This is a genomic window from Bradyrhizobium sp. CCBAU 53415, from assembly GCF_028128735.1.
Lineage (GTDB): Bacteria > Pseudomonadota > Alphaproteobacteria > Rhizobiales > Xanthobacteraceae > Bradyrhizobium.
Map to the genome: position 1 here is coordinate 262,922 of NZ_LBJF01000025.1, position 22,787 is coordinate 285,708.

The following is a 22,787-nucleotide window of genomic DNA, read 5'->3' on the forward strand; positions in this document are numbered from 1 at the left end:
ATCGCTTGATTGCGGCGCGTTGATCGTGCCATGGTTCCGCCCGCGCCGATTTGATCCTCAGCTTGCGGGCGCTTCGATAAATGCAGCTAAAGAGAACCGCCATCCCTGCATCGTCCCCGCATTGCGTGAATCGTCGGCCATCTCGACTGGGAGGGCCAGATGAAATTTGCTGCGATCGCGGATGTGCACGGGAATCGTCCGGCGCTGGATGCCGTCCTTGCGGACATTGCCGCGCTCGGTATCGACGACGTCGTAAATCTTGGAGACCACGTCAGCGGACCGCTCGAGGCGTCAAGAACTGCAGACCTCCTCATCGAGCGCGGCTTTCCGTCGGTGCGGGGCGACCAGGATCGAATCCTCCTGGAGCTCCGGCAGGCGGGTACTTCGGCACGCAGCGATTTCCAGCAACTCGCGCGCAAGCATTTCGACTGGATGGCAAGCATGCCACCCACGCTTATGTACAGAGACCGCGTGTTCCTGTGCCACGCGTCACCTGGGAACGATGCCGCCTTCTGGCTCGATCATATAGCCGACGACGGCGGCGTGCGCGCCAGTCCGATCGAGGCGATCGAGTCCGAAGCCGCGGGGATCACTGCCGAGATCATCCTGTGCGGGCACACTCATATTCCGAGGGTCGTTCGTCTGAGGGATGGACGACTGGTCGTAAACCCCGGCAGCGTCGGGCTGCCCGGCTACGACGGGAAGTTGCCTGTGCCTTACGTGGTTGAAGTCGGCACGCCCCACGCGTGCTACGCCATATTGGAGCATGCCGGAGGGGGCTGGTCCGCGACGATCCGCCATGTGCCCTACGATAGCGCGGGCATGGCCGCGCTGGCGCGCAGCAGGGGCATGCTCTCCTGGGCAAGCGCGATTGCAACCGGTTGGGTTCGGCCGGAGCGCCGTTAGGCCGGCACCCGTCAGATCCGCACCCCTGGTCCGCGTTGGCGCCGCGCTCCTCGAAGCCCTCCGGTATCTGCTCACGGATCTGGTCCAGGACGGCCGCGGCACGGGCGGTCGTGCAAAGGGCAGGGACGGGCATGCCGCCTGCGCAGGGTGCAAAAAGCCTTTCGATCTTGCGCGTCCTGTCGGCCTGTCCTACGCCACGTCCGAAGGAAATTCTTGCGAGGCGGTCAGGGGCATCGCCGAAGTTTTGAGGGGAGCCGACATGACCATTCGCAACACCCGCACCGGGGGCCAGATCCTGATCGATCAGCTCGTCGCCCAAGGTGTCGAGCGCGTCACCTGCGTGCCGGGTGAGAGCTATCTGGCGGCGCTCGATGCGCTGCATGACAGCCCGATCGACGTCATGATCTGCCGCGCCGAAGGCGGCGCGGCGATGATGGCGGAGGCCTATGGCAAGCTCACCGGGCGGCCCGGAATCTGCTTCGTCACCCGCGGGCCCGGCGCCACCAATGCCAGCCACGGCGTCCACATCGCGATGCAGGATTCGACGCCGATGATCCTGTTCGTCGGCCAGGTCGACACCGGCATGCGCGAGCGCGAGGCGTTCCAGGAGCTCGACTACAAGGCGGTGTTCGGCTCCATGGCGAAATGGGCGGTCGAGATCGATCGCCCCGACCGCATTCCGGAGCTGGTGGCGCGCGCCTTCCGCGTTGCCATGCAGGGCCGCCCCGGTCCCGTGGTGATCGCGCTGCCGGAGAACATGCTGACCGAGACCGCTGCCGTTGCCGATGCCATGCGCATCGAGCCCGCCGTGAGCTGGCCGGCGCCTGCCGATATCGAGAAGCTCGGCGCCACGCTCGCGGGCGCCAAGGCGCCGCTCGTCATTCTCGGCGGCTCGCGCTGGACCGATGACGCCACCAGGAGCATCGCGCGCTTCGCCGAGCGCTTCGACCTGCCGGTTGCGACCTCGTTCCGCCGGGCCTCGCTGATCGACGCCGATCATTCGCACTATGCCGGCGATCTCGGCATCGGACCGAGCCCGGGCCTGAAGGCGCGCATCGAGGGCGCCGATGTCGTCCTCCTCATCGGCGGCCGCATGTCGGAGATGCCGTCCTCGTCCTATACGCTGTTCGATATCCCCAACCCGCGGCAGAAGCTGATTCACGTGCATCCTGGCTCGGAAGAGCTCGGCCGGGTCTATCAGCCGGCGCTGGCGATCCAGGCGACGCCTGCCGCATTCGCCGCTGCCGTCGAGACGCTGAAGCCAACAGGCGCGGTGGCCTGGAAGGGCGAAGCCGCCAAGGCGCACGCCGATTACCTCGCCTGGACCGAGAAGGCGCGCGAGCTGCCGGGCGCGTTCCAGTACGGCCAGGTGATGACCTGGCTGCGCGACCGCCTGCCGAAGGACGCGATCGTCTGCAACGGCGCCGGCAACTATGCCGGCTGGATCCATCGTCATCACCGCTTCCACAGCTTTGCCGCGCAGCTCGCGCCGACTTCGGGCTCGATGGGTTACGGCGTGCCGGCGGGCGTGCTGGCCAAGCGGCAATGTCCGGATCGAATCGTCGTCGCCTTCGCCGGTGACGGCTGCTTCCTGATGAACGGCCAGGAATTCGCGACGGCCGTCCAGTACGACGCGCCGCTGGTCGTCATCGTCGTCGACAATTCGCAGTACGGCACCATCCGCATGCACCAGGAGCGCGACTATCCCGGTCGCGTCGTCGGCACCCAGCTCAAGAATCCTGACTTTGCGATGTACGCGAAGGCGTTCGGCGGCCATGGCGAGCGCGTCGAGCGCACCGAAGAGTTCGCCCCGGCGTTCGAGCGTGCGCTGGCCTCGGGCAAGCCGTCGATCCTCCACTGCATCATCGATCCGCGCGCGATCTCGGTCGGCAAGGACTTTACGCCGGCGGTGAAGGCGTAAGCGATGCCTACCGGCCGCCACGTCGCCATCATCGGTGCCGGCGCGATCGGCGTGGTCAGCGCGATCGAGGCGCTGCGCGAGGGCCATCGCGTCACCCTGATCGATCCGGGCGAGCCCGGCGGCGAGCAGGCGGCGAGCTATGGCAATGCCGGCTGGCTCTCCTCGCATTCGGTGATCCCGCCGGCGGAGCCCGGCATCTGGAAAAAGGTGCCGGGCTATCTGCTGGACCCGCTCGGCCCGCTCGCGATCCGCTGGTCGTATTTGCCGAAGGCGCTGCCCTGGTTGATCAAATATCTGCTCTCCGGCTGGACCGAGGCTCGTGTCGAGAAGACGGCGTTCGCGCTGCGCGATCTCCTCAAGGACGCGCCGTTGCTGCATAGGAAGCTCGCGGAAGAAGCGGGCGTGCCCGAACTGATCGAGCGCAACGGTGTGATGCATGTCTTCCCGACGCGCGGCAATTTCGACGACGATCTCGGCTGGCGCCTGCGCAAGAAGGTCGGCGTCGAATGGCTGGAGCTCAATGCCGACGAGATGCGCCAGCGTGAGCCGGAGCTGCATCCGCGCTACACCTTTGGCGTGGTGGTGGAGGAGGCCGGGCGTTGTCGTGATCCCGGCGCCTATGTCGCCGCGCTCGCCGCTCATGCGATCGCCAATGGCGCGAAGCACGTGCGGGCCAGGGCGATCGGTCTGAAATTGTCCGGCAACAAGCTCGTGGCCGTTCTCACCGAGACGGGCGAAATTGCCTGCGACGCAGCTGTGGTCGCCGCCGGCGCGCGATCGAAGCTGCTCACCGCGTCGGTCGGCGATCCCTTGCCGCTGGAGACCGAGCGCGGCTATCACGTCATGATCGAGAATCCGGAAGCGGGCCCGCGCAACTCGATGATGGCATCCGATGCCAAGATGGTGGTGAACTGGACCAACAAAGGCCTGCGCGCCGCCGGTACGGTCGAGATCGCGGGCCTCGAAGCCGCGCCGAACTGGAAGCGCGCCGAAATCCTGCGCGACCATCTTCTCGGCATGTTCCCGAAACTGCCGAAGGACATTCCGGCCGCGCGCATCAAGACCTGGTTCGGGCATCGGCCGAGCATGCCGGACGGACGTCCCTGCATCGGCTATGCGCGCGCCTCGCGCGATATCGTCTACGCCTTCGGCCATGGCCATGTCGGCCTGGTCGGATCGGCTCGCACCGGCCGTCTTGTCGCTCAGCTGATAAGCGGCAAGCAGCCCGAGATTCCGCTGGCGCCCTTCGCGCCCACTCGCTTTCTCTGAGATCTCACCATGACCACTTCCGCCAATTCGCCTTCTCGTATTGCCCGCGGCGGCAAGGCGATCTATGGCGCGCCGCTCGGCATCCTGATGCTGGAGGCGCGCTTCCCCCGCATTCCCGGCGACATGGGCAACGGCACCACCTGGCCGTTCCCCGTGCTCTATCGCGTGGTGAGCGGCGCCTCGCCGGAGAAGGTGGTGCTGAAAGGCGCGGCCGGCCTGCTGCCCGACTTCATCGATGCCGCGAAGGATCTGGTTCGGCTGGGCGCTGAGGCCATCACCACCAATTGCGGCTTCCTCTCGCTGTTTCAGAAGGAGATCGCGGCGGCGGTCGGCGTTCCCGTCGCGACCTCGTCGCTGATGCAGGTGCCGTGGGTGCAGGCGACGTTGCCGCCCGGCAAGCGCGTCGGTCTCGTCACGGTGTCGGGCTCGACGCTGACGCCGGCCCATCTCGAAGGCGCCGGCGTGCCGCTCGACACGCCGCTGGTCGGCACCGAGAACGGCAAGGAATTCTTCCGTGTCCTGATCAAGGCCGAGAAGGACGACATGGACGTCGCGCAAGCCGAGCGCGACGTGGTCGAGGCCGGCAAGGCGCTCGTCGCCGGGAATCCGGATGTTGGCGCCATCGTGCTCGAATGCACCAACATGCCGCCTTATGCCGCAGCGCTTCAGGCCGAAGTCGGGCTGCCGGTCTACGACATCTATTCCATGATCACCTGGTTTCATGCCGGAATGCGCCCGCGCGTCTTTGCGTGAATGCGTCCGAGAGATCGTCACAACTCCTGGAGCGAACCCATGAAACTATCCGGCAAGGTCGTGGCCATCACCGGCGCGGCACGCGGCATCGGCAAGGCCTGCGCGAAGAGATTCCTGGACGATGGCGTCAAGGTCGTCATCTCGGACATCGATGCCGACGGCTTGGCGGCCACGGCCGCCGAACTGGGACGGCCGGATGCCCTGCGCACCGTCGTCGGCAATGTCGCCAAACGCGCGGACGTGGATCAGCTTGTCGCAACTGCCGTGAAGGAGTTCGGCCGGCTCGACATCATGGTCAACAATGCCGGCGTCGCCCGCAATCAGGACATTCTCGATATCTCCGAGCAGGATTTCGACGACATCATCGCCATCAACCTGAAGGGGGCGTTCTTCGGCGTGCAGGCGGCGGCCAGGCAGATGATCGCGCAGGGCGGCGGCGGGGTCATCATCAACATGTCCTCTGTGAATGCGCTGCTGGCGATTCCGACGCTCGCGACCTACGCGATCTCCAAAGGTGGCATGAAGCAGCTCACCTCGGTCGCGGCCGTGGCGCTCGCTCCGCACAACATCCGCGTCGTCGCGGTCGGGCCGGGCACGATCCTGACCGACATGGTGGCGTCGTCCATCTACACCTCGGAAGATGCCCGCAAGACCGTGATGTCACGCACGCCGGCGGGCCGTGGCGGCGAGCCGAGCGAGGTGGCGTCGGTCGTGGCGTTCCTTGCCAGCGACGATGCGTCCTACATCACCGGGCAGACCATCTATCCCGATGGCGGCCGGCTGATCCTGAACTACACGGTGCCTGTAAAGGAGAAGTAGGGCGTTGTCGCCCCACACTCGCTGTCATCGCCCGGCTTGACCGGGCGATCCAGTACTCCGAGGCGGTCGTGGTTGAATCGATGGGCCGCGGCGTACTGGATTCCCCGCTTTCGCGGGGAATGACAGTCGTCGTGAGGCGGGCAGTTTGCCCATCACTCCGCCGCAACTGTTATCCCGTGGCCGAGCCGCTTCGAGATGGCGCCGGCACAGTCGCGCAAGGCATGCGCGATCGGGCTGTCCCAGCGTGCATCGAAAGTGCCTTCCGGCCCCATCGCGGTGATGACCAGCGCGACATGGCCGGAATGATCGAAGACCGGCGCGGAGAACGCGTTGACGCCGGGCAGGGGATCGCCGAGCGCGCGGGCGAGGCCGTGCTTGCGGACCTCAGCGAGCATCTCGACGACCTTGGCGCCCTTCACCGCGCGCTTGGGATTGTAGCCGACGCCGTGACGATCGAGGCCGCTTTCGAGCGCGGCGTTGATGGTCGTCTCCGGCAGGAACGCGGCAAACGCACGGCCCGTCGCGGTCTCCAGCAGCGCCATCACGGAGCCGACGCGCATCACGATATGCACCGGCTGGGTCGGTTCTTCGAGCTGCACCACGGTCGGACCATGCGTGCCCCAGACCGCGAGCGAAACCGCATGGCCGATCTGGCCCGCGAGGCCAGCGATCTTGGGACGTGCGATGCGCACGCCGGAGAGGCGGCGCAGGCTGATCAGGCCGAGCTCGAGGGCCAGCGCGCCGATCTCGTAGCGGCCGGTGGTCTCGTCCTGCTCGATCAGCCCGATACGGGAGAAGCTGGCGAGGTAGGGATGCGCCTTGGCCGGGGTCATGCCGGCCTCGCGAGCGAGGTCGCGCAGCATCATCGGCTCGCCGCATCTTGCGAGCGCACGGAGCAATTCTCCGCCGACCTCGATCGACTGGATGCCGCGGCTTTCCCTCTTCATGCGCCTCCCGGCGTGTGGCTTACGCCGCGTTGCGCCTGGCGGCGCTGTCGGCGAGATGTCGGCCGGCAATGTAGCCGAAGGTCAGCGCCGGCCCAAGCGTGATGCCGGCGCCGGGATAATTGCCGCCCATGATGCTCGCCATGTCATTGCCGGCGGCATAGAGGCCGGGAATCACGCGGCCTTCCGCGTCGAGCGCCCGCGCGTTCTCGTCGGTGACGATGCCGGCATAGGTGCCGAGATCGCCGATCACCATCTTGATGGCATAGAACGGGCCGTGCTCGATCGGCGCGACGCAGGGATTCGGGCCGTGCAGCGCATCGCCCTGGTAGCGGTTATAGGCCTTCGAGCCCTTGCCGAAGGCGGCATCGTGCCCCAACGGCGCGGTCGCATTGAACTGCCTGACGGTCTCGACGAACGCCCTGGTATCGATTCCGGCCTTCGCTGCGAGCGCTTCCAGCGTATCGCCGCGCATGAGATAGCCGGTATTCAGGTGATGGCCTAGCGGCATCGGGAAGGGCGGCACGCAGCCGAGGCCGTATTTGCGCAGAGTCTGGTGGTCGCAGACGAGATAGGCTGCGATTTCCTCGCCTGGCCTGGCCGCCTTGATCATGGCCTGGACGAAGTCGTGATAGGAGTTGCCTTCGTTGGCAAAGCGCCTGCCGTCGCGCATCACCGCGATCACGCCGGGTTTGGCGCGGTCGATGAAATGCGGCATCACGCCCCTGGAGCCGTCCTTGCGCGTGGTCAGCGACACCGGCACCCAGGCTGCCGCGTTCGGGAGGCGGTCCTCGACCTGCCCGCCGGCGGCTTCCGCCAGACGTAGTCCATCCCCGGTATTGCCGGTCGGCCCTGGCGAATAGTGCTCGTTGCCGGTCGGTGCATGCGGAAACATCTTCTTGCGCCGTTCGACATCGTGGGGGAAGCCGCCGCAGGCAAGCACGACGCCCTGTCGTGCATGGACGCGCACATCGCGTCCCTCGCGCGAGACGATCGCGCCGGTGACAGTGCCGTTCTCGACCGTCAGCTCGCGCACCGGCGCGGACAGCCACATCGGAATTTTGAGATCGAGCGCGGATTTCGCCAGACGTCCCGCCAGCGCATTGCCGTTGGTCAAGGTCATGCCGCGGCCGTAGCGCAGCACGTCCATCAGATGCCGCGACAGGCGCTTGGCGACGTAGACCGCGGAGGTCAGCGACTTCGTCACCCGCATGAAATGGATGATCTCCTTGCCGGAGCCAAGCATCATGCCGAACACGGTCAGCTCCGGCAGCGGCATGCCGAGGGTCTTGATGAGGTCGCCGAGCTCGCGCCCGTCGAACGGGCGCGTCACCATGGAGCGGCCGCCCTGGGCGCCGCCGGGGGCTTCGGCGTGATAATCGGGAAACACCAGCGGCATGTCGAAACGGAGCGCGGTCCTGGTGGTGAAGAAATCGATCGCCTCGGGGCCGGCGCTCAGGAAGGCATCGACCCGCGCGGCGTCGTAATTGTTGCCGGCCTCGTGGCGCAAATATGTGCGGGCCTGTTCCGGCGTCTCCTCGATGCCATAGGCCTTCGCCAGCGACGTACCGGGAATCCAGAGCCAGCCGCCCGAGCGCGCGGTGGTGCCGCCGAACCGCGGCTCCTTCTCGACGATCAGCACATCGAGGCCGCGGTGGCGTGCAGTGATCGCGGCCGACATGCCGGAGCAACCCGATCCGGCCACGAGCACATCGCACTCGTAAGTCTCAATTGCGCCATGCTCGGTGCTGGTCATGTCTCGCCTCACTTCTTCAGGAGCGGACATTTGGATTCGGAGACCGGGCGAAAGGCGTCCTCGCCCTTCACGGTCTTGACGATGTCTAGATAGTCCCACGGCTCCTTCGATTGCTCGGGCGTTTTCACCTTGGCGAGATACATGTCGCGGATGACGCGGCCGTCCTCGCGCAATTTGCCGCCGTGAACGAAGATATCCTCGATCGGCAGTTCGCGCATCTTGGCCATCACCTTGGCGGAATCGTCGGTGCCGGCCGCCTTGATGGCCTTCAGATAGTGCAGCACCGAACCGTAGACACCGGTCTGGATCATGGTCGGCATCACCTTGGTGCGCTCGTAGAACTTCTTCGACCAGGCGCGGGTGGCCTCGTCCATGTTCCAGTAGGACGCCGTGGTCATGTAGGTGCCCTGCGCGGCCTTCAGCCCGATCGCGTGCACGTCGGTATCGAACATCAGAAGGCCGACCAGCTTCTGGCCGCCCTGGACGAGACCGAACTCGCCGGACTGCTTGATCGCATTGTCGGTGTCCTGGCCGGCATTGGCGAAGGCGACCACGTCGGATTTCGAACTCTGCGCCTGCAGCGCGAAGGAGGAGAAGTCGGCGGTGTTGGTCGGGTGCTTGACGCCGCCGAGCACCTTGCCGCCCATCTCGTTGATGAAGCGCGTGGCGTCCTTCTCGAGCTGCTGGCCGAAGGCATAATCGGCCGTGATGAAGTACCAGGACTTGCCGCCTTCCTTGACCACGGCGGAGGCCGTCACCTTCGACAGCGCGTAGGTGTCATAAGTAAAATGCACGGTGTTCGGGCTGCACAGTTCGTCGGTCAGCGAGCTCGCGCCGGGACCGGAGAGCAGCGCGATCTTGCCCCGCTCGCGCACCATGTTGTGGACGGCGATCGCGATGCCGGAATTGGGAATGTCGGCGACGGCGTCGACCTTGCCGTTGTCGAACCAGCCGCGGACGATCTGCACGCCGACGTCGGTCTTCATCTGATGGTCGGCACCGATGATCTCGATCGGCTTGCCGAGCACGGTCGGCCCGAATTCCTCCACCGCCATCTTCGCGGCTTCCACGGAGCCAGGCCCGCTATTGTCGCGGCCCCAGCTGGACAGATCCGTCAGCACGCCGATCCGCACCACGTCGTCGGAGACTTGTGCAAAAGCAGCGGATGTCATGGCCGCGAGCATGACGCAGGCCAGAAGCGCTCTCATCGTCGTTCCCTCTCTTATTGGCCGCTTGCGCGGCGGATTGTTCCGGAGGTTAATTAGTTAATGGCAAATGAGTTTGTCAATGGTGAATTGGCCTGGTGGATCGGGATGTGGCGAGCAACTGCATCCAACGCTCTCATGGGATGCGCTGGAATCCTGGGCGTCGGGATGAGCAAGCGGGATTTGCAGCGTTCGGAAACACCAGGAAGGCGATGGTCGCCGGCGCGAGCCGAATCGTTCCCCTCGGCGTTGCGCGTGCCTCGAGTCGCGGCAGCCGGCCTTCGGTGGTCAGCGCCAGCCTCTTGCCGTTCAACCGCACGATCGCGCCCTGCAACCGCGCCGCGCCGAGTGTGTAGCGCTCGGCGGGATCCGATAGCGTCAGCGCGTGGGAGGCGCGACGCGACGTGTTGATTGCGAGCAGCGACACCGCACCTGCCATGGCCGGATGGCAATGCGCATAGAGATGGAGATCGCGCGGAGCAGCCTTGCCTGCGTCGAGCACGGTCGTTCCCATCAGCCGGCGCCAGAGCAGCGCGGCCCAGTAGCTCGGCCGTGGCCGAAAGGTTGCTTCGTCGAGCAGGCCGTAGTCGCTGCCGGCCAGCGTGTTGTGCATCACCACCTGGACGCCGGCTCTCGCCAGGCGTCCGAGTTGGTCGAGATAGCGGAACGTGTCGAGAAAGGTCCGGTCCCATCGGCCGCCGCCGCAGGCGGCATCAGCCGTCTCGGTCAGCCAGATCGGCTTGCCCGGCTCGAATGCGTCCCGCAGGGCCTGGTAGGTCACGAGTGTCGCATCCGTGCGGGCCAGCCATTGCTCCGAGAGGGCCTGTGCCGGATCGTCGTGCCCGCCGCAGCGCGGCGAGATCGTGTTGTAATGGTGATAGGTGAAGCGATCGACGCCGGGACCGGACGCGGCAAGCAGGTCGCGCGTGGTGATGCCCGAGCCGGATGGCGATGATGAATCGCCGACCGAGCCTGGACCGAGGATCAGCGTCTCCGGCGCGGCGCGCCGCATCCAGTCGCGGAAGATCCTGAAGTCGCGGCCATAGGCCATTGCATCATATCCCGCCGGTGCGCCGTTCGTCGCTGCGAGCGTCGGCTCATTCATGAACTCGGCGGCGGCGATGCGGCCGCCCAGCGCGCGCGTGGTATCGACCAGCTGCTGTGCCTGATCCGGCTTCCATACGCCATCGGCATCGCGGCTGCCGGGACTGATCGCAAAGGAAGTGACGATCTCCGCATCGACCGCACGCGCGAACTCCACGACACCGCGCCACTGCGTTCGGCTGAGCACCGAGTTGAAACCCGGCGGCGGCTTTCCCGGCGCGTCGGCAAAGAACGTTGCATTGGCCCAGGTGCCGCTCACGCGCAGATAGGCCGGCGACAACGCCGCGGCGAGCAGGCGCAGGCGCGCATTGGCAAGATCGATCGGCGGTCTCGCGCTGTAACGATCGCGTTCGTCGAAGGCATGTGCCGTTCGCGGATAAGGCTTCCAGAATCGTCCGCCGGTCACCTCCACCATCTCGATGTTGTAGGACTGAAAGCGCGCATCGATCGCTCCGATCGCCTTCAATCCGGCAGGCGAGATGGCGATGTCGTCGGCGTGCGCCGGGCTCAACGTCAAGGTCGTGAGCAGCGCAATCGTCATCGCGCCTGCAGTCTGACCGATCCGGCGCGATTGGGGTCCCAGCCTGTCGTGTGCCGCCCGGTGGTCGGTCATGCGCTGCCGGTCCAGATGCATCACAGGCCACCCGGCCTTTGTCCAGGATCCACTTCTATCTTACCTCGCAATCGACGCCCGGAGCAGCTTTGGGACCACCTGTCGCCGCGGCGGTGAGCCGGCCTCCGCGGCGGTGAGAGGGAGCCGGTCAGCCGACAATCGAGCAGGGCGGGCACAAAAAAATCGCGGCAGCCCTCTTGAAACCGATTTCCGGCTTTCTAAGTCGTTTTTTGCCGCGAGAGCGGTGTGCCGGATGCCAGAACCGGGTCCGGCACGGGCGCCGGGCTGGGTCTTTTCGGACCCGTCTGAATCCCCGCCTTGCGCTCCTTCGTATCCATCTTGCTCTTTGGAGGACTTGGTTATGAGGACCAGTTTCGACTTCGCGCCCCTGTGGCGCTCCACCATCGGCTTCGATCACCTGGCCGACCTCGTCGACAGCACGCTGCGCCAGGCGACCGAGGACAATTATCCCCCCTACAACATCGAACGCTCCGGTGAAGACCATTACCGGATCAGCCTCGCGGTGGCGGGTTTCGGCGCCAGCGATATCACCGTGACGGCCGAGCAAAACGCGCTCACCATCGAGGGCAAGAAGCCAGAGACCGCTGCGCGCGAATATTTGTACCAGGGCATCGCCGCGCGTCCGTTCCGGCGTGTGTTCAATCTCGCCGATTACGTCCAGGTGAAGCAGGCCTCGTTCCAGGACGGGCTCCTGATCATCGATCTCGTTCGCGAGGTTCCGGAAGCGATGAAGCCGCGCCGGATTCCGATCGCGGGCGGCGCCCCTGCGACATCACAGATCGAGCAGAAGAAAGCAGCCTGAGCGCTCGATCGGTCGAACGGCGGAACGCGGCGCGCGGATGCGCGGGCCGCGCTCCCGATGCATGAAGGAGAGAACCATGGCTTTTCGTGATCTCATTCCCTGGTCGAGAAACCAGGAGCTTGCGCCCGCGCGCGACAATTTCGATCCGTTCCTGACGCTTCACCGCGAAATGAATCGTCTGTTCGACGACGTCTTCCGTGGCTTCGGCGGCACCAGCCTGTCGCCGCTGATGGAAGGCCGGTTCGGCTGGCCGAAGGTCGAGCTCAGCGAGACCGACAAGACGCTGACGGTCTCAGTCGAGCTTCCCGGCCTCACCGAGAAGGACGTGCAGGTCGAGGTCGCCAATGGCGTCCTGACCGTCCGCGGCGAGAAGAAGGCGGAGCGCAACGGCGAAGGCAGGTACTTCACCGAGCGCTATTACGGCGCCTTCGAGCGGCAGATCCCGCTGGAGGGCGTCGAGGAGGACAAGGCCGAAGCGTCGTTCAAGAACGGCGTCCTGACCGTGTCGCTGCCGAAATCGGAGAAGGCGCGCGAAGGCGTCAAGCGCATCGCGATCAACACGCACTAGTGTCAAGCGGGCCGGCGGCGATTGGCGCCGCCGTCTCATCATCAACAAAACCGTCCCCCGGAAAGGAGCATGAGGGAGACAAACCGATGACCAACGTGAATACCAATCCCGGCACTCTCAATCCGCTGTTTCACCCTGCGGCCCATTACGGCTCGCCCGCCGACGTTCTGAATGCGCCGGAGCTTTCCTCGCCCGAGAAGCGCATCATCCTGTCGTCCTGGGCATCCGACATGTACGCCGTCGAATCCTGTCCCGCCCTGCGCGAGATTCCCGGCATGAGCCACACGGTCCGGCTCGCCGATATTCTGGCCGCCTTGCGCAAGCTAGACGGCGACAACGACAATGACGATCCGCCGCGGGGCGGCGGCGTGCCGATGCGGCTGCGGCGGCCATGGGCCGCCGCAGAAGGGCGGGCCGCATGATGGTCACGCCCGCCGTTCTCGGACTCGTGCTGCTCGGCCAGTCCGCGGCCGCCTGGGCTGTTCCGTTTCTGGCCCTGCAGGGCTGGATCGTCGCCTCACGCGACGAAGGCTGACGCCACGAAAGTCCCGAATACTCACACAACACAAGCGGCAAGTGACGATGATGAATGCTGTGCGTCTGCTGTTCCTGGCCTTGCTGGTGCTGACGCTCACGGCGTCGCAGCCTGCCGCCGGCCAGATTCCGGATCTGAAGACCGGCGGCTCGGTGCCGACCCTGGCGCCGCTGGTGCGCCAGGTGACGCCTGCCGTGGTCAACATTTCCGTGCACGGCCGCGTGCGCGAGGACAATCCGCTCTATCGCGACCCGCTCTTCCGCGAATTCTTCGACGTTCCCAGGCTGATCGAGAAGGAGGTCAATGCGACCGGCTCCGGGGTCATCGTCGATGCCCAGCGCGGCTATGTGCTGACCAACAATCACGTGGTCGAAGGCACCTCCGCCGTTCAGATCACGACCAAGGACGGCCGGCAGTTTTCCGCCAGGGTCATCGGCCGTGATCCGCCCACGGACGTCGCGGTGCTCCAGGTCCAGAACCCTGCCGAGTTGAAAGCGCTTCCCTTCGGGGACAGCGACGGGCTCGAGGTCGGTGACTTCGTCCTTGCGATCGGCAATCCCTTCGGCCTCGGCCAGACCGTGACATCAGGGCTCGTCAGCGCGCTGGGCCGCACCGGCCTCGGCAAGCAGGGCTATGAGGATTTCATCCAGACCGATGCGGCGATCAATCCCGGCAATTCCGGCGGAGCGCTGGTCAGCCTGCGCGGCGAACTCGTCGGCATCAACTCGGCGATCATCTCACCCGCGGGCGGCAATGTCGGCATCGGCTTTGCCATTCCGGTCAACATGGCGCGCAAGGTGATGGAGCAGATCATCGCCAAGGGTCGCGTCGAGCGCGGCCGTATCGGCGTTTCGCTGAAGGACCTGCATCCGTCAATCAACAAGGGATTGAATCAAGGCGCCGTCATCGCCGAGATCGCCGCGGATTCACCCGCAGAGAAGGCCGGCTTGCGCAAGGGTGATATCGTCACCGGAGCCGACGACCGCCCGATACGCACGGCCGCGCAGCTCCGCAACACGATCGGCCTTGCGCGCGTCGGCGAGGACGTGAAGCTCACTCTGCTGCGCAAGGGTGCGCCGCTCACCGCCACGGTGAGAGTGGCGCCGGCGACTGAGTCCAGCAGCGCGCTCGCAGGCCCCAATCGCCTCGTTCGCTGAACCAAATGCGGGTGCCATCCGCGGAAGGAAAGGCGGTTCGGCCCCTGCGACGATCTCCGAGCTCAGGCCGCGCGGTGATCCCATCCGCCTTGCAGGTCCCGGATCAGCCGCCGCTCGCGTTCGATGCGTCGGCGATAGAGCTCGCGCTCATGCTCGGTCCTGGCGCTTGCAAGAAGCAGCTCGTAATGGCCGATGACCTTCTCGCTGCCTCGAATGAGCAGGTCTCGCTGACTGTTCATTGCGCCATCCCCGCCGCATTGGCCGGCGCTCCGGAAGCGCGGAAGCTGACAGGGAAGGTCGCCGCGGTCAGGCCATCGAGCGCCGATTGCTCTTCCGCGAGGCGCCTCTCGACAAAATGGCGCTCCAGCTCCGACAGCCTGGTCTTCAGCAGGCGCCGGTAGCGGTGGATGTTGTTGCGGTGCGCACGAATGCGGGCCAGATTCTCATCGAGCATCATCGTCTCTCCAGACGGTCGCGTGAATTCCTTTGATGTCGAGGGTGAGAAAGTCTCTTCTCGGCGGAAAAAATATTCAGCGGGTGACCGCTGTCAAGATGGTCGAAGCCGCATTCGCCTCTCCCCACTCGCGGCAGAGCAATCGTATCTGACTCTTGGGGCTGACCTTGAGCGCGCGCGTCGTCCTTCGAGACGACCGCTTCCAGCGGTCTCCTCTCCATGAACCACCTGTCAGACGACGTCTGGCAGGTGTTCATGGTTCCATGTGCAGCGTCCGCTTTCGGCGCTGGGGACTCAGGATGAGGCTAAGCAGCACTGTCTCCGTTGAAGCTGCTGCCACGCATTTCGACCTCATCCTGAGGGGCCCGCCTAAAGCGGGTGTCTCGAAGGATGGCCCACATGGAGTTCTATAGCCGGGTTCCGCCAGCGATTACCTCTTGTTGGCCAGCAAGCGAACGTCGTACGGCCATATTTGAGCAGGAGTGATTTCCCGTGAGGGAGGCGCTCCGATGACCAAAGCTCTGATCACCGCTGTTGCAATACTGGCGTGGGTGCCGGCGAGCGCTTTTGCGCAGGAGCGCGCAGGCGATGCGGCGCTCGGCGCGGTGTCGGGCGCGGTCGTGCTGGGCCCGATCGGCGCGGTCGCCGGAGCCCTGATCGGCTACACGGCCGGACCTTCGATCGCCCGTTCCTGGGGTGTGCGAGGTTCGCAGTCGGCCAGGCACCGGCAGCCGCCACGCCGTTCGGCTGCGGCCAGCGTCCCATCGCGCACGCGCGAGGTGATGGCAGCCAACGGCCAGATGAGAGCTGCCGGCAATCCGACCCCACCGGTTCAAGCCGCGCCTGCCGTGCCGGCGCCAGCCTCGGCGCCGCCCGTTCAGGGATTCGACTGAGGCCGGAACCTCAAGTCGAAGCTTCGGGCGCAGCCGATCGAGCTGGCGAGGCCTGCGTGCTGGTCTAGGATTGGCCCAGGATCTTCCTCGCGGCGCGAAGGTGCGGCTTGTCGATCATCTGGCCGTCGAGCCGCAGCGTGCCGGAATCGGGATTGCTGGCGAACGCCGCGATCACCTTCTCCGCCCATGTGCGCTCGGCGTCCGTCGGCGCGAAGGTTGCGTTGACGATGTCGACGTGCTTGGGATGGATCAGCGCCTTGGCCGAAAAACCGTCACGCCGCGCCGCGCGCGTCTCCTGCTCGAGGCCAGCGAGGTTGTCGATGTCGGTGTAGACCGTGTCGATCGGCGCGACGTCGGCCGCAGCCGCGGCCATCAGGCAGAGATCGCGCGCAAGACGATAGGGGCTGTGGAACACGCCGCCGGAGGCTTTCTCGGTCGCGCCGAGCGAGGCCGAAAGATCCTCCGCGCCCCACATCAGGCCGGCGAGGCGGGCGGAGCAGCCCTTGTAGCTGCCGAGGCCGAAGATCGAGCCGGCGGTCTCCGTCGCGACGCAGACGATGCGAGTCGTGCCGATCGCGATGCCGGCTACTGCTTCCAAGGCTTCGAGCCAGGCCGCGACCTGCCGCACGTCGTCGCCGCCCTGCGATTTCGGCAACACGATGCCGTCAGGTCTGCCCGGCATCACTGCGGCGAGATCGGCGAGCGTCATGCCGGTGTCGAGCGCATTGACGCGGACGTAGAGTTGATGCGGCTTGCTGCGACCCTTCAGCATGGCAACCGTCAGCCCGCGCGCCTCCGCTTTCTTCTCGGTGACGACGGAGTCCTCGAGATCGATGATCAGCGCGTCGGCCCTGCCTTCGCTCGCCTTTTCGAATTTGCGCGGGGAATCGCCCGGCACGAACAGCATCGAACGCATCAGACCGGCCTCTTGTGCATCATCGCCATGCGGCGGCATTTGCCGACGATCTCGTCGTTCTGGTTGTACGCGTGGTGCTCGAACTCGACGATGCCGGCCCTGGGCCGCGATTTGGATTCGCGCATCGAGAGCACCTTTGTCGTGGCCCGCAAGGTGTCGCCGTGGAAGACCGGCTTCGGAAACGTGACGTCGGTCATGCCGAGATTGGCGACGGTGGTCCCCAGGGTCGTATCATAGACCGTCATGCCGATCATGATGCCGAGGGTGTAAAGGCTGTTGAAAATGCGCTGGCCGAACTCGGTCTTCTCGGCGAAATGCGCGTCGATGTGCAGCGGCTGCGGGTTGAGCGTCAGCAGGCTGAACATGGTGTTGTCCATTTCCGTGACGGTCCGGGTCAAAGGATGCATGAACTCCCGGCCCACGGAAAAGTCCTCGAAGTAAAGTCCGGCCATCGCGGTTTCCTCCCTGCGAAATAACGGCGCGCGCATAGCTTCGCGCCGCATGACCCTATGCATGATAGACGCAGTTGATAGCGAAATTCACGTATCTGTATGCGGTTTTTCGAGCTAAAGAACGCAGGCGAAGGCATGTCGGGGCGCAGCAAGCGGCCACGGCCCTTGCGTGGGGAACGCGAAAGAAGGGAGATGGCGCGGTCGCGGCTCCCAAGAAGGAGATCAAGACCATGGATTTCGCGCTCACCGATCAGCAGGAAGCCATTCGCGACGCCATCGCCAAGATCTGCGAGCGCTTTCCCGATGCCTACTGGCTGAAGAAGGACCACGACGGCGGCTTCCCGCACGACTTCCACAAGGCGCTGGCGGACGCCGGCTGGCTCGGCATCTGCGTGCCGGAAGAATATGGCGGCTCCGGGCTCGGCATCACCGAGGCTGCGATCATGATGCGCACCATCGCGGAGTCGGGGGCCGGCATGTCCGGCGCCTCCGCGGTCCACATCAACGTGTTCGGGCTCAATCCCGTCGTCGTGTTCGGCACCGAGGAGCAGCGCAAGCGCATGCTGCCGCCGATGGTCGAGGGCCGCGAGAAGGCGTGCTTTGCGGTGACCGAGCCCAACACCGGTCTCAACACCACGCAGCTCAAGACCCGTGCGGTCGCCAAGAACGACCGCTACATCGTCAACGGCCAGAAGGTGTGGATCTCGACCGCGCAGGTCGCACACAAGATCCTGCTGCTGGCGCGCACCACGCCGCTGGAAGAGGTGCGCTCGCCCACCCACGGCCTCAGCCTGTTCTACACCGATTTCGACCGCAACAGGATCAAGGTCCATGAGATCGAGAAGATGGGCCGCAAGATCGTCGATTCCAACGAGCTGTTCTTCGAGGATTTCGAGATTCCGATGGAGGATCGGATCGGCGAGGAAGGCAAGGGCTTCCAGTACATTCTCGAAGGGATGAATCCGGAGCGTATCCTGATCGCTGCGGAAGCCGTCGGTCTCGGCAAGCTCGCGCTGTCTCGCGCCACCGAATACGCCAAGACTCGCGTCGTGTTCAATCGCCCGATCGGCAAGAACCAGGGTATCCAGCATCCGCTCGCGGTGAACTGGGTCGAGCTCGAAGCGGCCTGGCTGATGGTGATGTCCGCGGCGTGGCAATATGACAAGGGCATGCCCTGCGGCGCCGCGGCCAATGCCGCGAAATATCTCGCAGGCGAAGCGGGCTTCTCGGCCTGCGAGCAGGCGGTGATGACCCATGGCGGCTTCGGCTATGCCAAGGAGTTCCATGTCGAGCGATACTTGCGCGAAGTGCTGATTCCGCGCATCGCGCCGGTCAGCCCGCAGCTCGCGCTCAGCTTCATCGCGGAAAAGGTGCTCGGCCTCGCCAAGTCGTACTGAACGGGGTGTTGTGGCGCAAACCAGATGGGCCGCCTATTCGGCGGCGATCCGCTCCATCGCCATGGCGCGAAGCCTGGCGCGCTGGATCTTCACGCCGTTGGCGCTGTCGGTGACGGGGAAGGCGTCCACGACATAGATCCGCGCCGGCACCTTGTAGCCGGCGAGCCGCTCGCGCAGGCTCGTCGTGAGCGCTTCCTGCCGCGGCGGCTCCCCTGCCGGGATCACGAAGGCGACGCAGCGCGCCTGGCCCTTCAGGTCGACTGCAACCACCTGGGCGTCGGCAACGCCGGTGCACGATTTGAGCTCGTCCTCGATCTCGCCCGGCGCGACCAAGAAACCGCCGAGCCGCATCGCATCGCCAGCGCGGGTCTCGTAGACGAAGGAGCCGTTGCCGCGCAGCCGGCCGATGTCGCCGGTGCGAAAGAATCCGTCGGCGGTGATCGCTTCGCGCGTCGCATCGAGGTTGTTGAAATAGCCGAGGAAACGTGACGGCGCGCTGATCTCGATCTCGCCGGACACGCCGCTGGCCGCAAGCTCGCCGGTCTCGACATCGCGGACGCGGAGTTTCGCGTCCGGCGACATCGGCCAGCCGCCGCCCTCGATGCGATCGGCGAAGGCATCGCCGCGGCGGGCGATCGAGAACAGCGCCTGCACCTCGCTCGAGCCGTACAGGCCGAACAGCTTCACGCCGCGCGTCTCGGCCTCCGCGGCCAGCTCGCGCCAGCCGGGCTGAAACGCGGCGAAGCCGCAGACCTCGAGATGCGGGAATGGGCGTGGCGCATCGGTGAGGGCGAGAATGCGCCGGAACATCTCGTCCGAGCCGAAGGAATGCGTGATCCCGTGCTCGCCGAGGATCTTCAGGGCCGGCGCCGCTTCGAAGGCGCCGAGTATATGGATGGTCGCGCCGGCTGCGATGAAGCCGAGCAGGCTCGTCATGCCGAAGGTGCCGCAGAACGGCAGCATGGCCAGCAGCGAATGACGCTGGTGATCGAGTTGGAGCGCGTGGGCGACGGAGGCGGCGTGCGTCGCCAGCGTCCGCTGCGAATGCGCGACGAGCTTCGGCCCCTTGGTGGTGCCCGAAGTCGTGTAGAGCAGGACCGGCAGGTCGACATCATCCTGAACCGCGGGGGCGGGGGGATAGGACCGGTCGAAGGCGTCGAACCGCACACAGGGCCAGTGCGCGGGGATCGCATCCGCGCCGACCACGGCAAGCTTTTGCAGCGTGGGCACCTCGTCGCTGGCGACATCGGCGAGGATGGCGGCAAAATCGATCGCGCGGAATGCGGCCTCGACCACCATCAGCCTGGCACCGGACACCTTGAGCAGGTGCGCGACTTCCGCGCTGCGGTAGCGCGTGTTGACGGCAGCGACGACCGCACCAAGGCGGGCGGCGGCGAACAGCAACGCGATCCATTCGATCCGGTTGACCAGCCAGACCGCGACCACGTCCCCCTTGCCGATGCCTTGCGCCGCGAGCCAGGCCGCGGTCTGCTCGATTCTTTCCGAGAACCCCGTGCGCGAGACCGGCGTGCCGTCGAACACGAAGGCGGGTTCGGCGGCTGTCTCGATACGGATCAGCGATTGCAGCGAAAAATCGTTGGCGCTCATGGCAATCGGAGTATCCCGATCGCGCCAGGCTGTCTACTTGGTGCCGAACATCCGGTCGCCGGCATCGCCCAGGCCCGGCACGATGTAGCCGTGGTCGTTGAGGCGCTCGTCGATCGCGGCGGTCCAGATCGGCACGTCGGGATGCTCGCTCTGGAACTGGGCGATGCCCTCGGGCGCGGCCAGAAGGCAGACGAAACGGATGTCGCGGGCGCCGCGCGCCTTGAGCAGGGACGCGCCGGCACAGGCCGAGTTGCCGGTTGCCAGCATCGGGTCCATCAGGATCACGGTGCGGTCGGACAGGTCCTGCGGTGCCTTGAAGTAATATTCCACGGCCTGCAACGTTTCGGGGTCGCGGTAGAGCCCGATATGGGCAATGCGCGCCGAAGGCATCAAGGCGAGCATGCCGTCGAGGAAGCCGACACCGGCGCGCAGGATCGGCGCCAGCGTGAGCTTCTTGCCGGCGATCTTGGGCGCCCGCATCGGCGCGATCGGCGTCTCGATCTCGACCAGCTCCAGCGGCAGGTCACGCGTCACCTCGTAGCAGAGCAGCATCCCGATCTCGTTCAGGATCTCGCGAAAGCTCTTGGTCGATCGGTCCTTCTCCCGCATCAGGGAGAGCTTGTGCTGGACCAGAGGATGGGTGACGACGTTGACGCTGCTGGTGCTCATGAAACCGCTCTACACGGTTCCATGAAACTGCGCCAGATCGGTCGAGACCTTTCCGTGGGCGACGCTGCCTACGGGGCATCGCGACCGCGCTGCGGGCGCGGTTGCTCGCCTCATAGGCAGCTATGGTCAGCTCGCGGTCGATCGCCATGCGCATGGCGTCTATGGCCGGTTGGCGCAGGCGCTTCTTCGCAGTTGCATGCGAAGGCTTGTGGATGGTGCGCAAGCCGGCGATGATCTCCTCGAGCGTGGTGTCGACCGTCTCCGGCGCAACCACGCGATCGAGAAGGCCCGCGGTCAACGCCTCCTCCGGCCCGTACATCTCACCCAGCGTGGCGGTACGGCTGAGCCAGGCCGGATGCAGGCGGCTGCGGGCGAGCTCGATGGCAAAGCTGGGTGGCGCGATGCCGATCGCGACCTCGTTCAGCCCCATGCGGTGCGGTCCGCGTGCGCCGAGCCTCACGTCGCAGGCGAGCAGCAGGAACGTCCCCATCGGATAAGCATGGCCCTCCATCACGCCGATGGTCGGATGCGGGAACGACATCAGCCGCAGCGCCAGCTCCGCGCCGGCCCGGACCATATCGAGGCTCTTGGCGGCATCGCCCGAGGCGAACACTTTCAGGTCGAAGCCGGCCGAAAAGACGCCCGGCCGCGCCGAGCGCAGCACCACGATCTCCGCCTCCGTCTCGGCGCGGTCGAAGGCGGCTGCGATTTCGCCCAGCATCGCGGTCGACATCGCATTGACCTTGCCGTCGTCGAGCTCGATCCACGCCACGCCGTCTCTGAATTCGTAGGTCACTCTCTCTAGCATCTGCCTCTCCCTGTCATCGTCATGGCTTGACTGTCGGAGGCTGATGTAGACCAATCAATATAGTTATTGACCGGAGGGGAGTGCCATGCCGGCCGTGCCAAAGCACCGTCAGCCCATCATCAATGCTGCGGTGACCCTGTTCCGCCGCCAGGGATTTGCCCGCACCGGCCTCAACGACATCGTCGACGTCAGCGGCGCGCCGAAGGGCTCGCTCTATCATTACTTTCCGGACGGAAAATCCTCGATCGCGGTGGCCGCGGTCGAGGAGGCGGGACGCCGCGTCGCGGCGACGGTCGCCAAGCTCGCGGCGGAGTGCGGCTCGACCGGCGAGCTCTTGCGCGCGCACGCGAGGCTGCTGGCCGGTTGGATGCAGGGCTCCGGCTTCCGCAACGGCTGCCCGATCACGACCGTGCTGCTCGAGCTTGCGCCACGCGAGCGGGCGGTGTCGGAGGCCGGTCGCAAGGCCTATGCGGCGCGGATATCGATCCTTCGTGACAAGCTGGTCGCCGACGGGTTTGCCAGGCCGCGCGCGGAGGCGCTGGCCGTGCTCTGCACGTCGGCGCTGCAGGGCGCGCTGATCCAGGCCCGCGTCGAGCGCAGCCGCCGGCCGATCGAGGTCACCGCGGCGGAGCTGGCACGGCTGATCGAGGCGGAGCGGAGGAGCTAGACTCCAAGCCCGCGCGCCACCAGCGTGATCACCAGCGTCAGGATGCCGCCCCAGATCAGGCTCAGCGTCATCGTCAGAATGGTCACGGTGACCGCCTGCTCCAGAGTTCCCCTGAAGGGCTGCATGCTAGCCGTCCGAGGTCGCGTTCGCAGCGGCGCGCATGCCAAATAGCAATGCGCCCATCAATGCGACCAGGATGACGATCTTGTGCTCGACCATGTCGTTACCTCGCAAGGCGCGCCAGGCGCCGCTTCACCCCGCTCAGCCATCGTGCCGCCAGCGCGCCCAGCGGATTGCCCCGGTTCGCGACGTCGAGCTCGAAGGTCTCGGCCGGAAACACCAGCGCGCATCGTGCCGGTGCGCTCTGCCGGTTGGCGAAATCGATCGCGGAGCTCCTGAACAGGAAGAGGCCGCCGACGCGCCCCCTGGCCTCTCGGGCCACCCAGAGCCCGGCCCGGTTACGTCAGATGAAAAAACGGGAATGGCGGCACTGACGACATCAGGGTCGAGTGGCTTCAGTGCCGTCGTCGCGCCGATTTCAGGCGCCGTC

At 65.8% G+C, this 22,787-nt stretch carries 25 protein-coding genes; 12 read left to right on the forward strand and 13 right to left on the reverse strand.

Going from position 1 to position 22,787, the window contains the following annotated elements:
• Window positions 1-159 precede the first annotated feature (159 nt).
• From XH87_RS22290 to XH87_RS22310, 5 genes are all read left to right on the forward strand, one after another.
• Window positions 160-906 (forward strand): metallophosphoesterase family protein, encoded by a 747-nt coding sequence (locus XH87_RS22290; protein WP_271588900.1) that lies wholly within the window; start codon window positions 160-162, stop codon window positions 904-906.
• A 259-nt stretch (window positions 907-1,165) separates the two neighbouring features.
• Complete coding sequence (locus tag XH87_RS22295) at window positions 1,166-2,827, forward strand: thiamine pyrophosphate-binding protein (RefSeq protein ID WP_271588901.1); 1,662 nt, start codon at window positions 1,166-1,168, stop codon at window positions 2,825-2,827.
• A gap of 3 nt (window positions 2,828-2,830) precedes the next feature.
• Window positions 2,831-4,096 carry an NAD(P)/FAD-dependent oxidoreductase gene (locus XH87_RS22300; protein WP_271588902.1) on the forward strand — a complete coding sequence of 422 codons (1,266 nt, stop codon included), beginning with the start codon at window positions 2,831-2,833 and terminating at the stop codon, window positions 4,094-4,096.
• Window positions 4,097-4,105: 9 nt separating this feature from the next.
• Window positions 4,106-4,849 carry an aspartate/glutamate racemase family protein gene (locus XH87_RS22305; RefSeq protein ID WP_271588903.1) on the forward strand — a complete coding sequence of 248 codons (744 nt, stop codon included), beginning with the start codon at window positions 4,106-4,108 and terminating at the stop codon, window positions 4,847-4,849.
• 39 nt (window positions 4,850-4,888) lie between these two features.
• A complete protein-coding gene (locus tag XH87_RS22310) occupies window positions 4,889-5,668 on the forward strand; it encodes an SDR family NAD(P)-dependent oxidoreductase (RefSeq protein WP_271588904.1) in 780 nt (259 codons plus the stop codon).
• Between the two features lie 152 nt (window positions 5,669-5,820).
• On the opposite strand, the gene XH87_RS22315 is transcribed toward XH87_RS22310, so the two are convergent.
• The 4 genes from XH87_RS22315 to XH87_RS22330 all read right to left on the reverse strand — a co-directional run bounded on the left by XH87_RS22315 (window position 5,821) and on the right by XH87_RS22330 (window position 11,290).
• Window positions 5,821-6,615, reverse strand: a complete 795-nt coding sequence (locus tag XH87_RS22315) for an IclR family transcriptional regulator (RefSeq protein ID WP_271588905.1) — start codon at window positions 6,613-6,615, stop codon at window positions 5,821-5,823.
• Between the two features lie 19 nt (window positions 6,616-6,634).
• Window positions 6,635-8,368, reverse strand: coding sequence for an FAD-dependent oxidoreductase (locus tag XH87_RS22320; RefSeq protein WP_271588906.1), 1,734 nt, complete (start codon window positions 8,366-8,368; stop codon window positions 6,635-6,637).
• An 8-nt stretch (window positions 8,369-8,376) separates the two neighbouring features.
• Entirely contained in the window at window positions 8,377-9,576 is a 1,200-nt protein-coding gene (locus tag XH87_RS22325; protein WP_271588907.1) for an ABC transporter substrate-binding protein, read from the reverse strand.
• 133 nt (window positions 9,577-9,709) lie between these two features.
• Window positions 9,710-11,290, reverse strand: a complete 1,581-nt coding sequence (locus XH87_RS22330) for a hypothetical protein (protein ID WP_271588908.1) — start codon at window positions 11,288-11,290, stop codon at window positions 9,710-9,712.
• A 361-nt stretch (window positions 11,291-11,651) separates the two neighbouring features.
• Between XH87_RS22330 and XH87_RS22335 the strand changes: the two genes are divergently transcribed.
• From XH87_RS22335 to XH87_RS22350, 4 genes are all read left to right on the forward strand, one after another.
• Entirely contained in the window at window positions 11,652-12,113 is a 462-nt protein-coding gene (locus XH87_RS22335; protein ID WP_035714041.1) for an Hsp20 family protein, read from the forward strand.
• Between the two features lie 76 nt (window positions 12,114-12,189).
• Window positions 12,190-12,681, forward strand: coding sequence for an Hsp20/alpha crystallin family protein (locus tag XH87_RS22340; protein WP_271588909.1), 492 nt, complete (start codon window positions 12,190-12,192; stop codon window positions 12,679-12,681).
• Between the two features lie 86 nt (window positions 12,682-12,767).
• Entirely contained in the window at window positions 12,768-13,103 is a 336-nt protein-coding gene (locus XH87_RS22345) for a hypothetical protein (protein WP_271525133.1), read from the forward strand.
• Window positions 13,104-13,266: 163 nt separating this feature from the next.
• Window positions 13,267-14,373: a trypsin-like peptidase domain-containing protein gene (locus XH87_RS22350; protein ID WP_271588910.1), complete on the forward strand. Its 1,107-nt coding sequence runs from the start codon at window positions 13,267-13,269 to the stop codon at window positions 14,371-14,373.
• A 62-nt stretch (window positions 14,374-14,435) separates the two neighbouring features.
• On the opposite strand, the gene XH87_RS22355 is transcribed toward XH87_RS22350, so the two are convergent.
• Both XH87_RS22355 and XH87_RS22360 read right to left on the reverse strand, forming a co-directional pair.
• On the reverse strand, window positions 14,436-14,612 hold the full coding sequence (locus XH87_RS22355) for a hypothetical protein (protein ID WP_193374174.1): 177 nt from the start codon (window positions 14,610-14,612) through the stop codon (window positions 14,436-14,438).
• Window positions 14,609-14,830 carry a hypothetical protein gene (locus XH87_RS22360; RefSeq protein WP_440588156.1) on the reverse strand — a complete coding sequence of 74 codons (222 nt, stop codon included), beginning with the start codon at window positions 14,828-14,830 and terminating at the stop codon, window positions 14,609-14,611. The genes XH87_RS22355 and XH87_RS22360 overlap by 4 nt, the downstream gene beginning before the upstream one ends.
• Before the next feature lie 506 nt (window positions 14,831-15,336).
• Between XH87_RS22360 and XH87_RS22365 the strand changes: the two genes are divergently transcribed.
• Entirely contained in the window at window positions 15,337-15,720 is a 384-nt protein-coding gene (locus tag XH87_RS22365) for a hypothetical protein (RefSeq protein ID WP_271588911.1), read from the forward strand.
• A 64-nt stretch (window positions 15,721-15,784) separates the two neighbouring features.
• Here the strand turns inward: XH87_RS22365 and XH87_RS22370 are convergent, their stop codons facing one another.
• Together XH87_RS22370 and XH87_RS22375 are read right to left on the reverse strand one after the other, a co-directional pair.
• The gene (locus tag XH87_RS22370; protein WP_271588912.1) at window positions 15,785-16,636 is read right to left on the reverse strand and encodes an HpcH/HpaI aldolase/citrate lyase family protein; all 852 of its coding nucleotides are present in this window, start codon (window positions 16,634-16,636) and stop codon (window positions 15,785-15,787) included.
• Entirely contained in the window at window positions 16,636-17,139 is a 504-nt protein-coding gene (locus XH87_RS22375) for a MaoC family dehydratase (RefSeq protein ID WP_333909189.1), read from the reverse strand. The genes XH87_RS22370 and XH87_RS22375 overlap by 1 nt, the downstream gene beginning before the upstream one ends.
• Before the next feature lie 179 nt (window positions 17,140-17,318).
• Between XH87_RS22375 and XH87_RS22380 the strand changes: the two genes are divergently transcribed.
• Entirely contained in the window at window positions 17,319-18,485 is a 1,167-nt protein-coding gene (locus tag XH87_RS22380; RefSeq protein WP_271588914.1) for an acyl-CoA dehydrogenase family protein, read from the forward strand.
• Window positions 18,486-18,518: 33 nt separating this feature from the next.
• On the opposite strand, the gene XH87_RS22385 is transcribed toward XH87_RS22380, so the two are convergent.
• Genes XH87_RS22385 through XH87_RS22395 form a run of 3 tightly spaced genes read right to left on the reverse strand, consistent with a single transcriptional unit; the run spans window position 18,519 to window position 21,570 of the window.
• Window positions 18,519-20,093, reverse strand: coding sequence for an AMP-binding protein (locus XH87_RS22385; protein WP_271588915.1), 1,575 nt, complete (start codon window positions 20,091-20,093; stop codon window positions 18,519-18,521).
• Window positions 20,094-20,126: 33 nt separating this feature from the next.
• Window positions 20,127-20,702, reverse strand: coding sequence for a uracil phosphoribosyltransferase (gene upp / locus XH87_RS22390; RefSeq protein WP_271588916.1), 576 nt, complete (start codon window positions 20,700-20,702; stop codon window positions 20,127-20,129).
• Entirely contained in the window at window positions 20,617-21,570 is a 954-nt protein-coding gene (locus XH87_RS22395) for a crotonase/enoyl-CoA hydratase family protein (RefSeq protein ID WP_271588917.1), read from the reverse strand. Before XH87_RS22395 ends, upp begins: the two co-directional genes overlap by 86 nt.
• Before the next feature lie 85 nt (window positions 21,571-21,655).
• Between XH87_RS22395 and XH87_RS22400 the strand changes: the two genes are divergently transcribed.
• Window positions 21,656-22,237, forward strand: a complete 582-nt coding sequence (locus XH87_RS22400) for a TetR/AcrR family transcriptional regulator (RefSeq protein WP_271588918.1) — start codon at window positions 21,656-21,658, stop codon at window positions 22,235-22,237.
• Here XH87_RS22400 and XH87_RS22405 read toward each other — a convergent pair.
• Both XH87_RS22405 and XH87_RS22410 read right to left on the reverse strand, forming a co-directional pair.
• Complete coding sequence (locus XH87_RS22405) at window positions 22,234-22,362, reverse strand: hypothetical protein (protein WP_271588919.1); 129 nt, start codon at window positions 22,360-22,362, stop codon at window positions 22,234-22,236. The genes XH87_RS22400 and XH87_RS22405 overlap by 4 nt on opposite strands.
• Before the next feature lie 98 nt (window positions 22,363-22,460).
• The gene (locus XH87_RS22410; protein WP_271588920.1) at window positions 22,461-22,679 is read right to left on the reverse strand and encodes a hypothetical protein; all 219 of its coding nucleotides are present in this window, start codon (window positions 22,677-22,679) and stop codon (window positions 22,461-22,463) included.
• Window positions 22,680-22,787 lie beyond the last annotated feature (108 nt).

What these genes read in the sequence shown, in the direction of transcription:
- XH87_RS22290 (WP_271588900.1), top strand. Translation starts at nt 160, where the DNA reads ATGAAATTTGCTGCGATCGCGGATGTGCACGGGAATCGTCCGGCGCTG.
- XH87_RS22295 (WP_271588901.1), top strand. Translation starts at nt 1,166, where the DNA reads ATGACCATTCGCAACACCCGCACCGGGGGCCAGATCCTGATCGATCAG.
- XH87_RS22300 (WP_271588902.1), top strand. Translation starts at nt 2,831, where the DNA reads ATGCCTACCGGCCGCCACGTCGCCATCATCGGTGCCGGCGCGATCGGC.
- XH87_RS22305 (WP_271588903.1), top strand. Translation starts at nt 4,106, where the DNA reads ATGACCACTTCCGCCAATTCGCCTTCTCGTATTGCCCGCGGCGGCAAG.
- XH87_RS22310 (WP_271588904.1), top strand. Translation starts at nt 4,889, where the DNA reads ATGAAACTATCCGGCAAGGTCGTGGCCATCACCGGCGCGGCACGCGGC.
- XH87_RS22315 (WP_271588905.1), bottom strand. Translation starts at nt 6,615, where the DNA reads ATGAAGAGGGAAAGCCGCGGCATCCAGTCGATCGAGGTCGGCGGAGAA.
- XH87_RS22320 (WP_271588906.1), bottom strand. Translation starts at nt 8,368, where the DNA reads ATGACCAGCACCGAGCATGGCGCAATTGAGACTTACGAGTGCGATGTG.
- XH87_RS22325 (WP_271588907.1), bottom strand. Translation starts at nt 9,576, where the DNA reads ATGAGAGCGCTTCTGGCCTGCGTCATGCTCGCGGCCATGACATCCGCT.
- XH87_RS22330 (WP_271588908.1), bottom strand. Translation starts at nt 11,290, where the DNA reads ATGACCGACCACCGGGCGGCACACGACAGGCTGGGACCCCAATCGCGC.
- XH87_RS22335 (WP_035714041.1), top strand. Translation starts at nt 11,652, where the DNA reads ATGAGGACCAGTTTCGACTTCGCGCCCCTGTGGCGCTCCACCATCGGC.
- XH87_RS22340 (WP_271588909.1), top strand. Translation starts at nt 12,190, where the DNA reads ATGGCTTTTCGTGATCTCATTCCCTGGTCGAGAAACCAGGAGCTTGCG.
- XH87_RS22345 (WP_271525133.1), top strand. Translation starts at nt 12,768, where the DNA reads ATGACCAACGTGAATACCAATCCCGGCACTCTCAATCCGCTGTTTCAC.
- XH87_RS22350 (WP_271588910.1), top strand. Translation starts at nt 13,267, where the DNA reads ATGAATGCTGTGCGTCTGCTGTTCCTGGCCTTGCTGGTGCTGACGCTC.
- XH87_RS22355 (WP_193374174.1), bottom strand. Translation starts at nt 14,612, where the DNA reads ATGAACAGTCAGCGAGACCTGCTCATTCGAGGCAGCGAGAAGGTCATC.
- XH87_RS22360 (WP_440588156.1), bottom strand. Translation starts at nt 14,830, where the DNA reads ATGATGCTCGATGAGAATCTGGCCCGCATTCGTGCGCACCGCAACAAC.
- XH87_RS22365 (WP_271588911.1), top strand. Translation starts at nt 15,337, where the DNA reads ATGACCAAAGCTCTGATCACCGCTGTTGCAATACTGGCGTGGGTGCCG.
- XH87_RS22370 (WP_271588912.1), bottom strand. Translation starts at nt 16,636, where the DNA reads ATGCGTTCGATGCTGTTCGTGCCGGGCGATTCCCCGCGCAAATTCGAA.
- XH87_RS22375 (WP_333909189.1), bottom strand. Translation starts at nt 17,139, where the DNA reads ATGCGGCGCGAAGCTATGCGCGCGCCGTTATTTCGCAGGGAGGAAACC.
- XH87_RS22380 (WP_271588914.1), top strand. Translation starts at nt 17,319, where the DNA reads ATGGATTTCGCGCTCACCGATCAGCAGGAAGCCATTCGCGACGCCATC.
- XH87_RS22385 (WP_271588915.1), bottom strand. Translation starts at nt 20,093, where the DNA reads ATGAGCGCCAACGATTTTTCGCTGCAATCGCTGATCCGTATCGAGACA.
- upp (WP_271588916.1), bottom strand. Translation starts at nt 20,702, where the DNA reads ATGCGGGAGAAGGACCGATCGACCAAGAGCTTTCGCGAGATCCTGAAC.
- XH87_RS22395 (WP_271588917.1), bottom strand. Translation starts at nt 21,570, where the DNA reads ATGCTAGAGAGAGTGACCTACGAATTCAGAGACGGCGTGGCGTGGATC.
- XH87_RS22400 (WP_271588918.1), top strand. Translation starts at nt 21,656, where the DNA reads ATGCCGGCCGTGCCAAAGCACCGTCAGCCCATCATCAATGCTGCGGTG.
- XH87_RS22405 (WP_271588919.1), bottom strand. Translation starts at nt 22,362, where the DNA reads ATGCAGCCCTTCAGGGGAACTCTGGAGCAGGCGGTCACCGTGACCATT.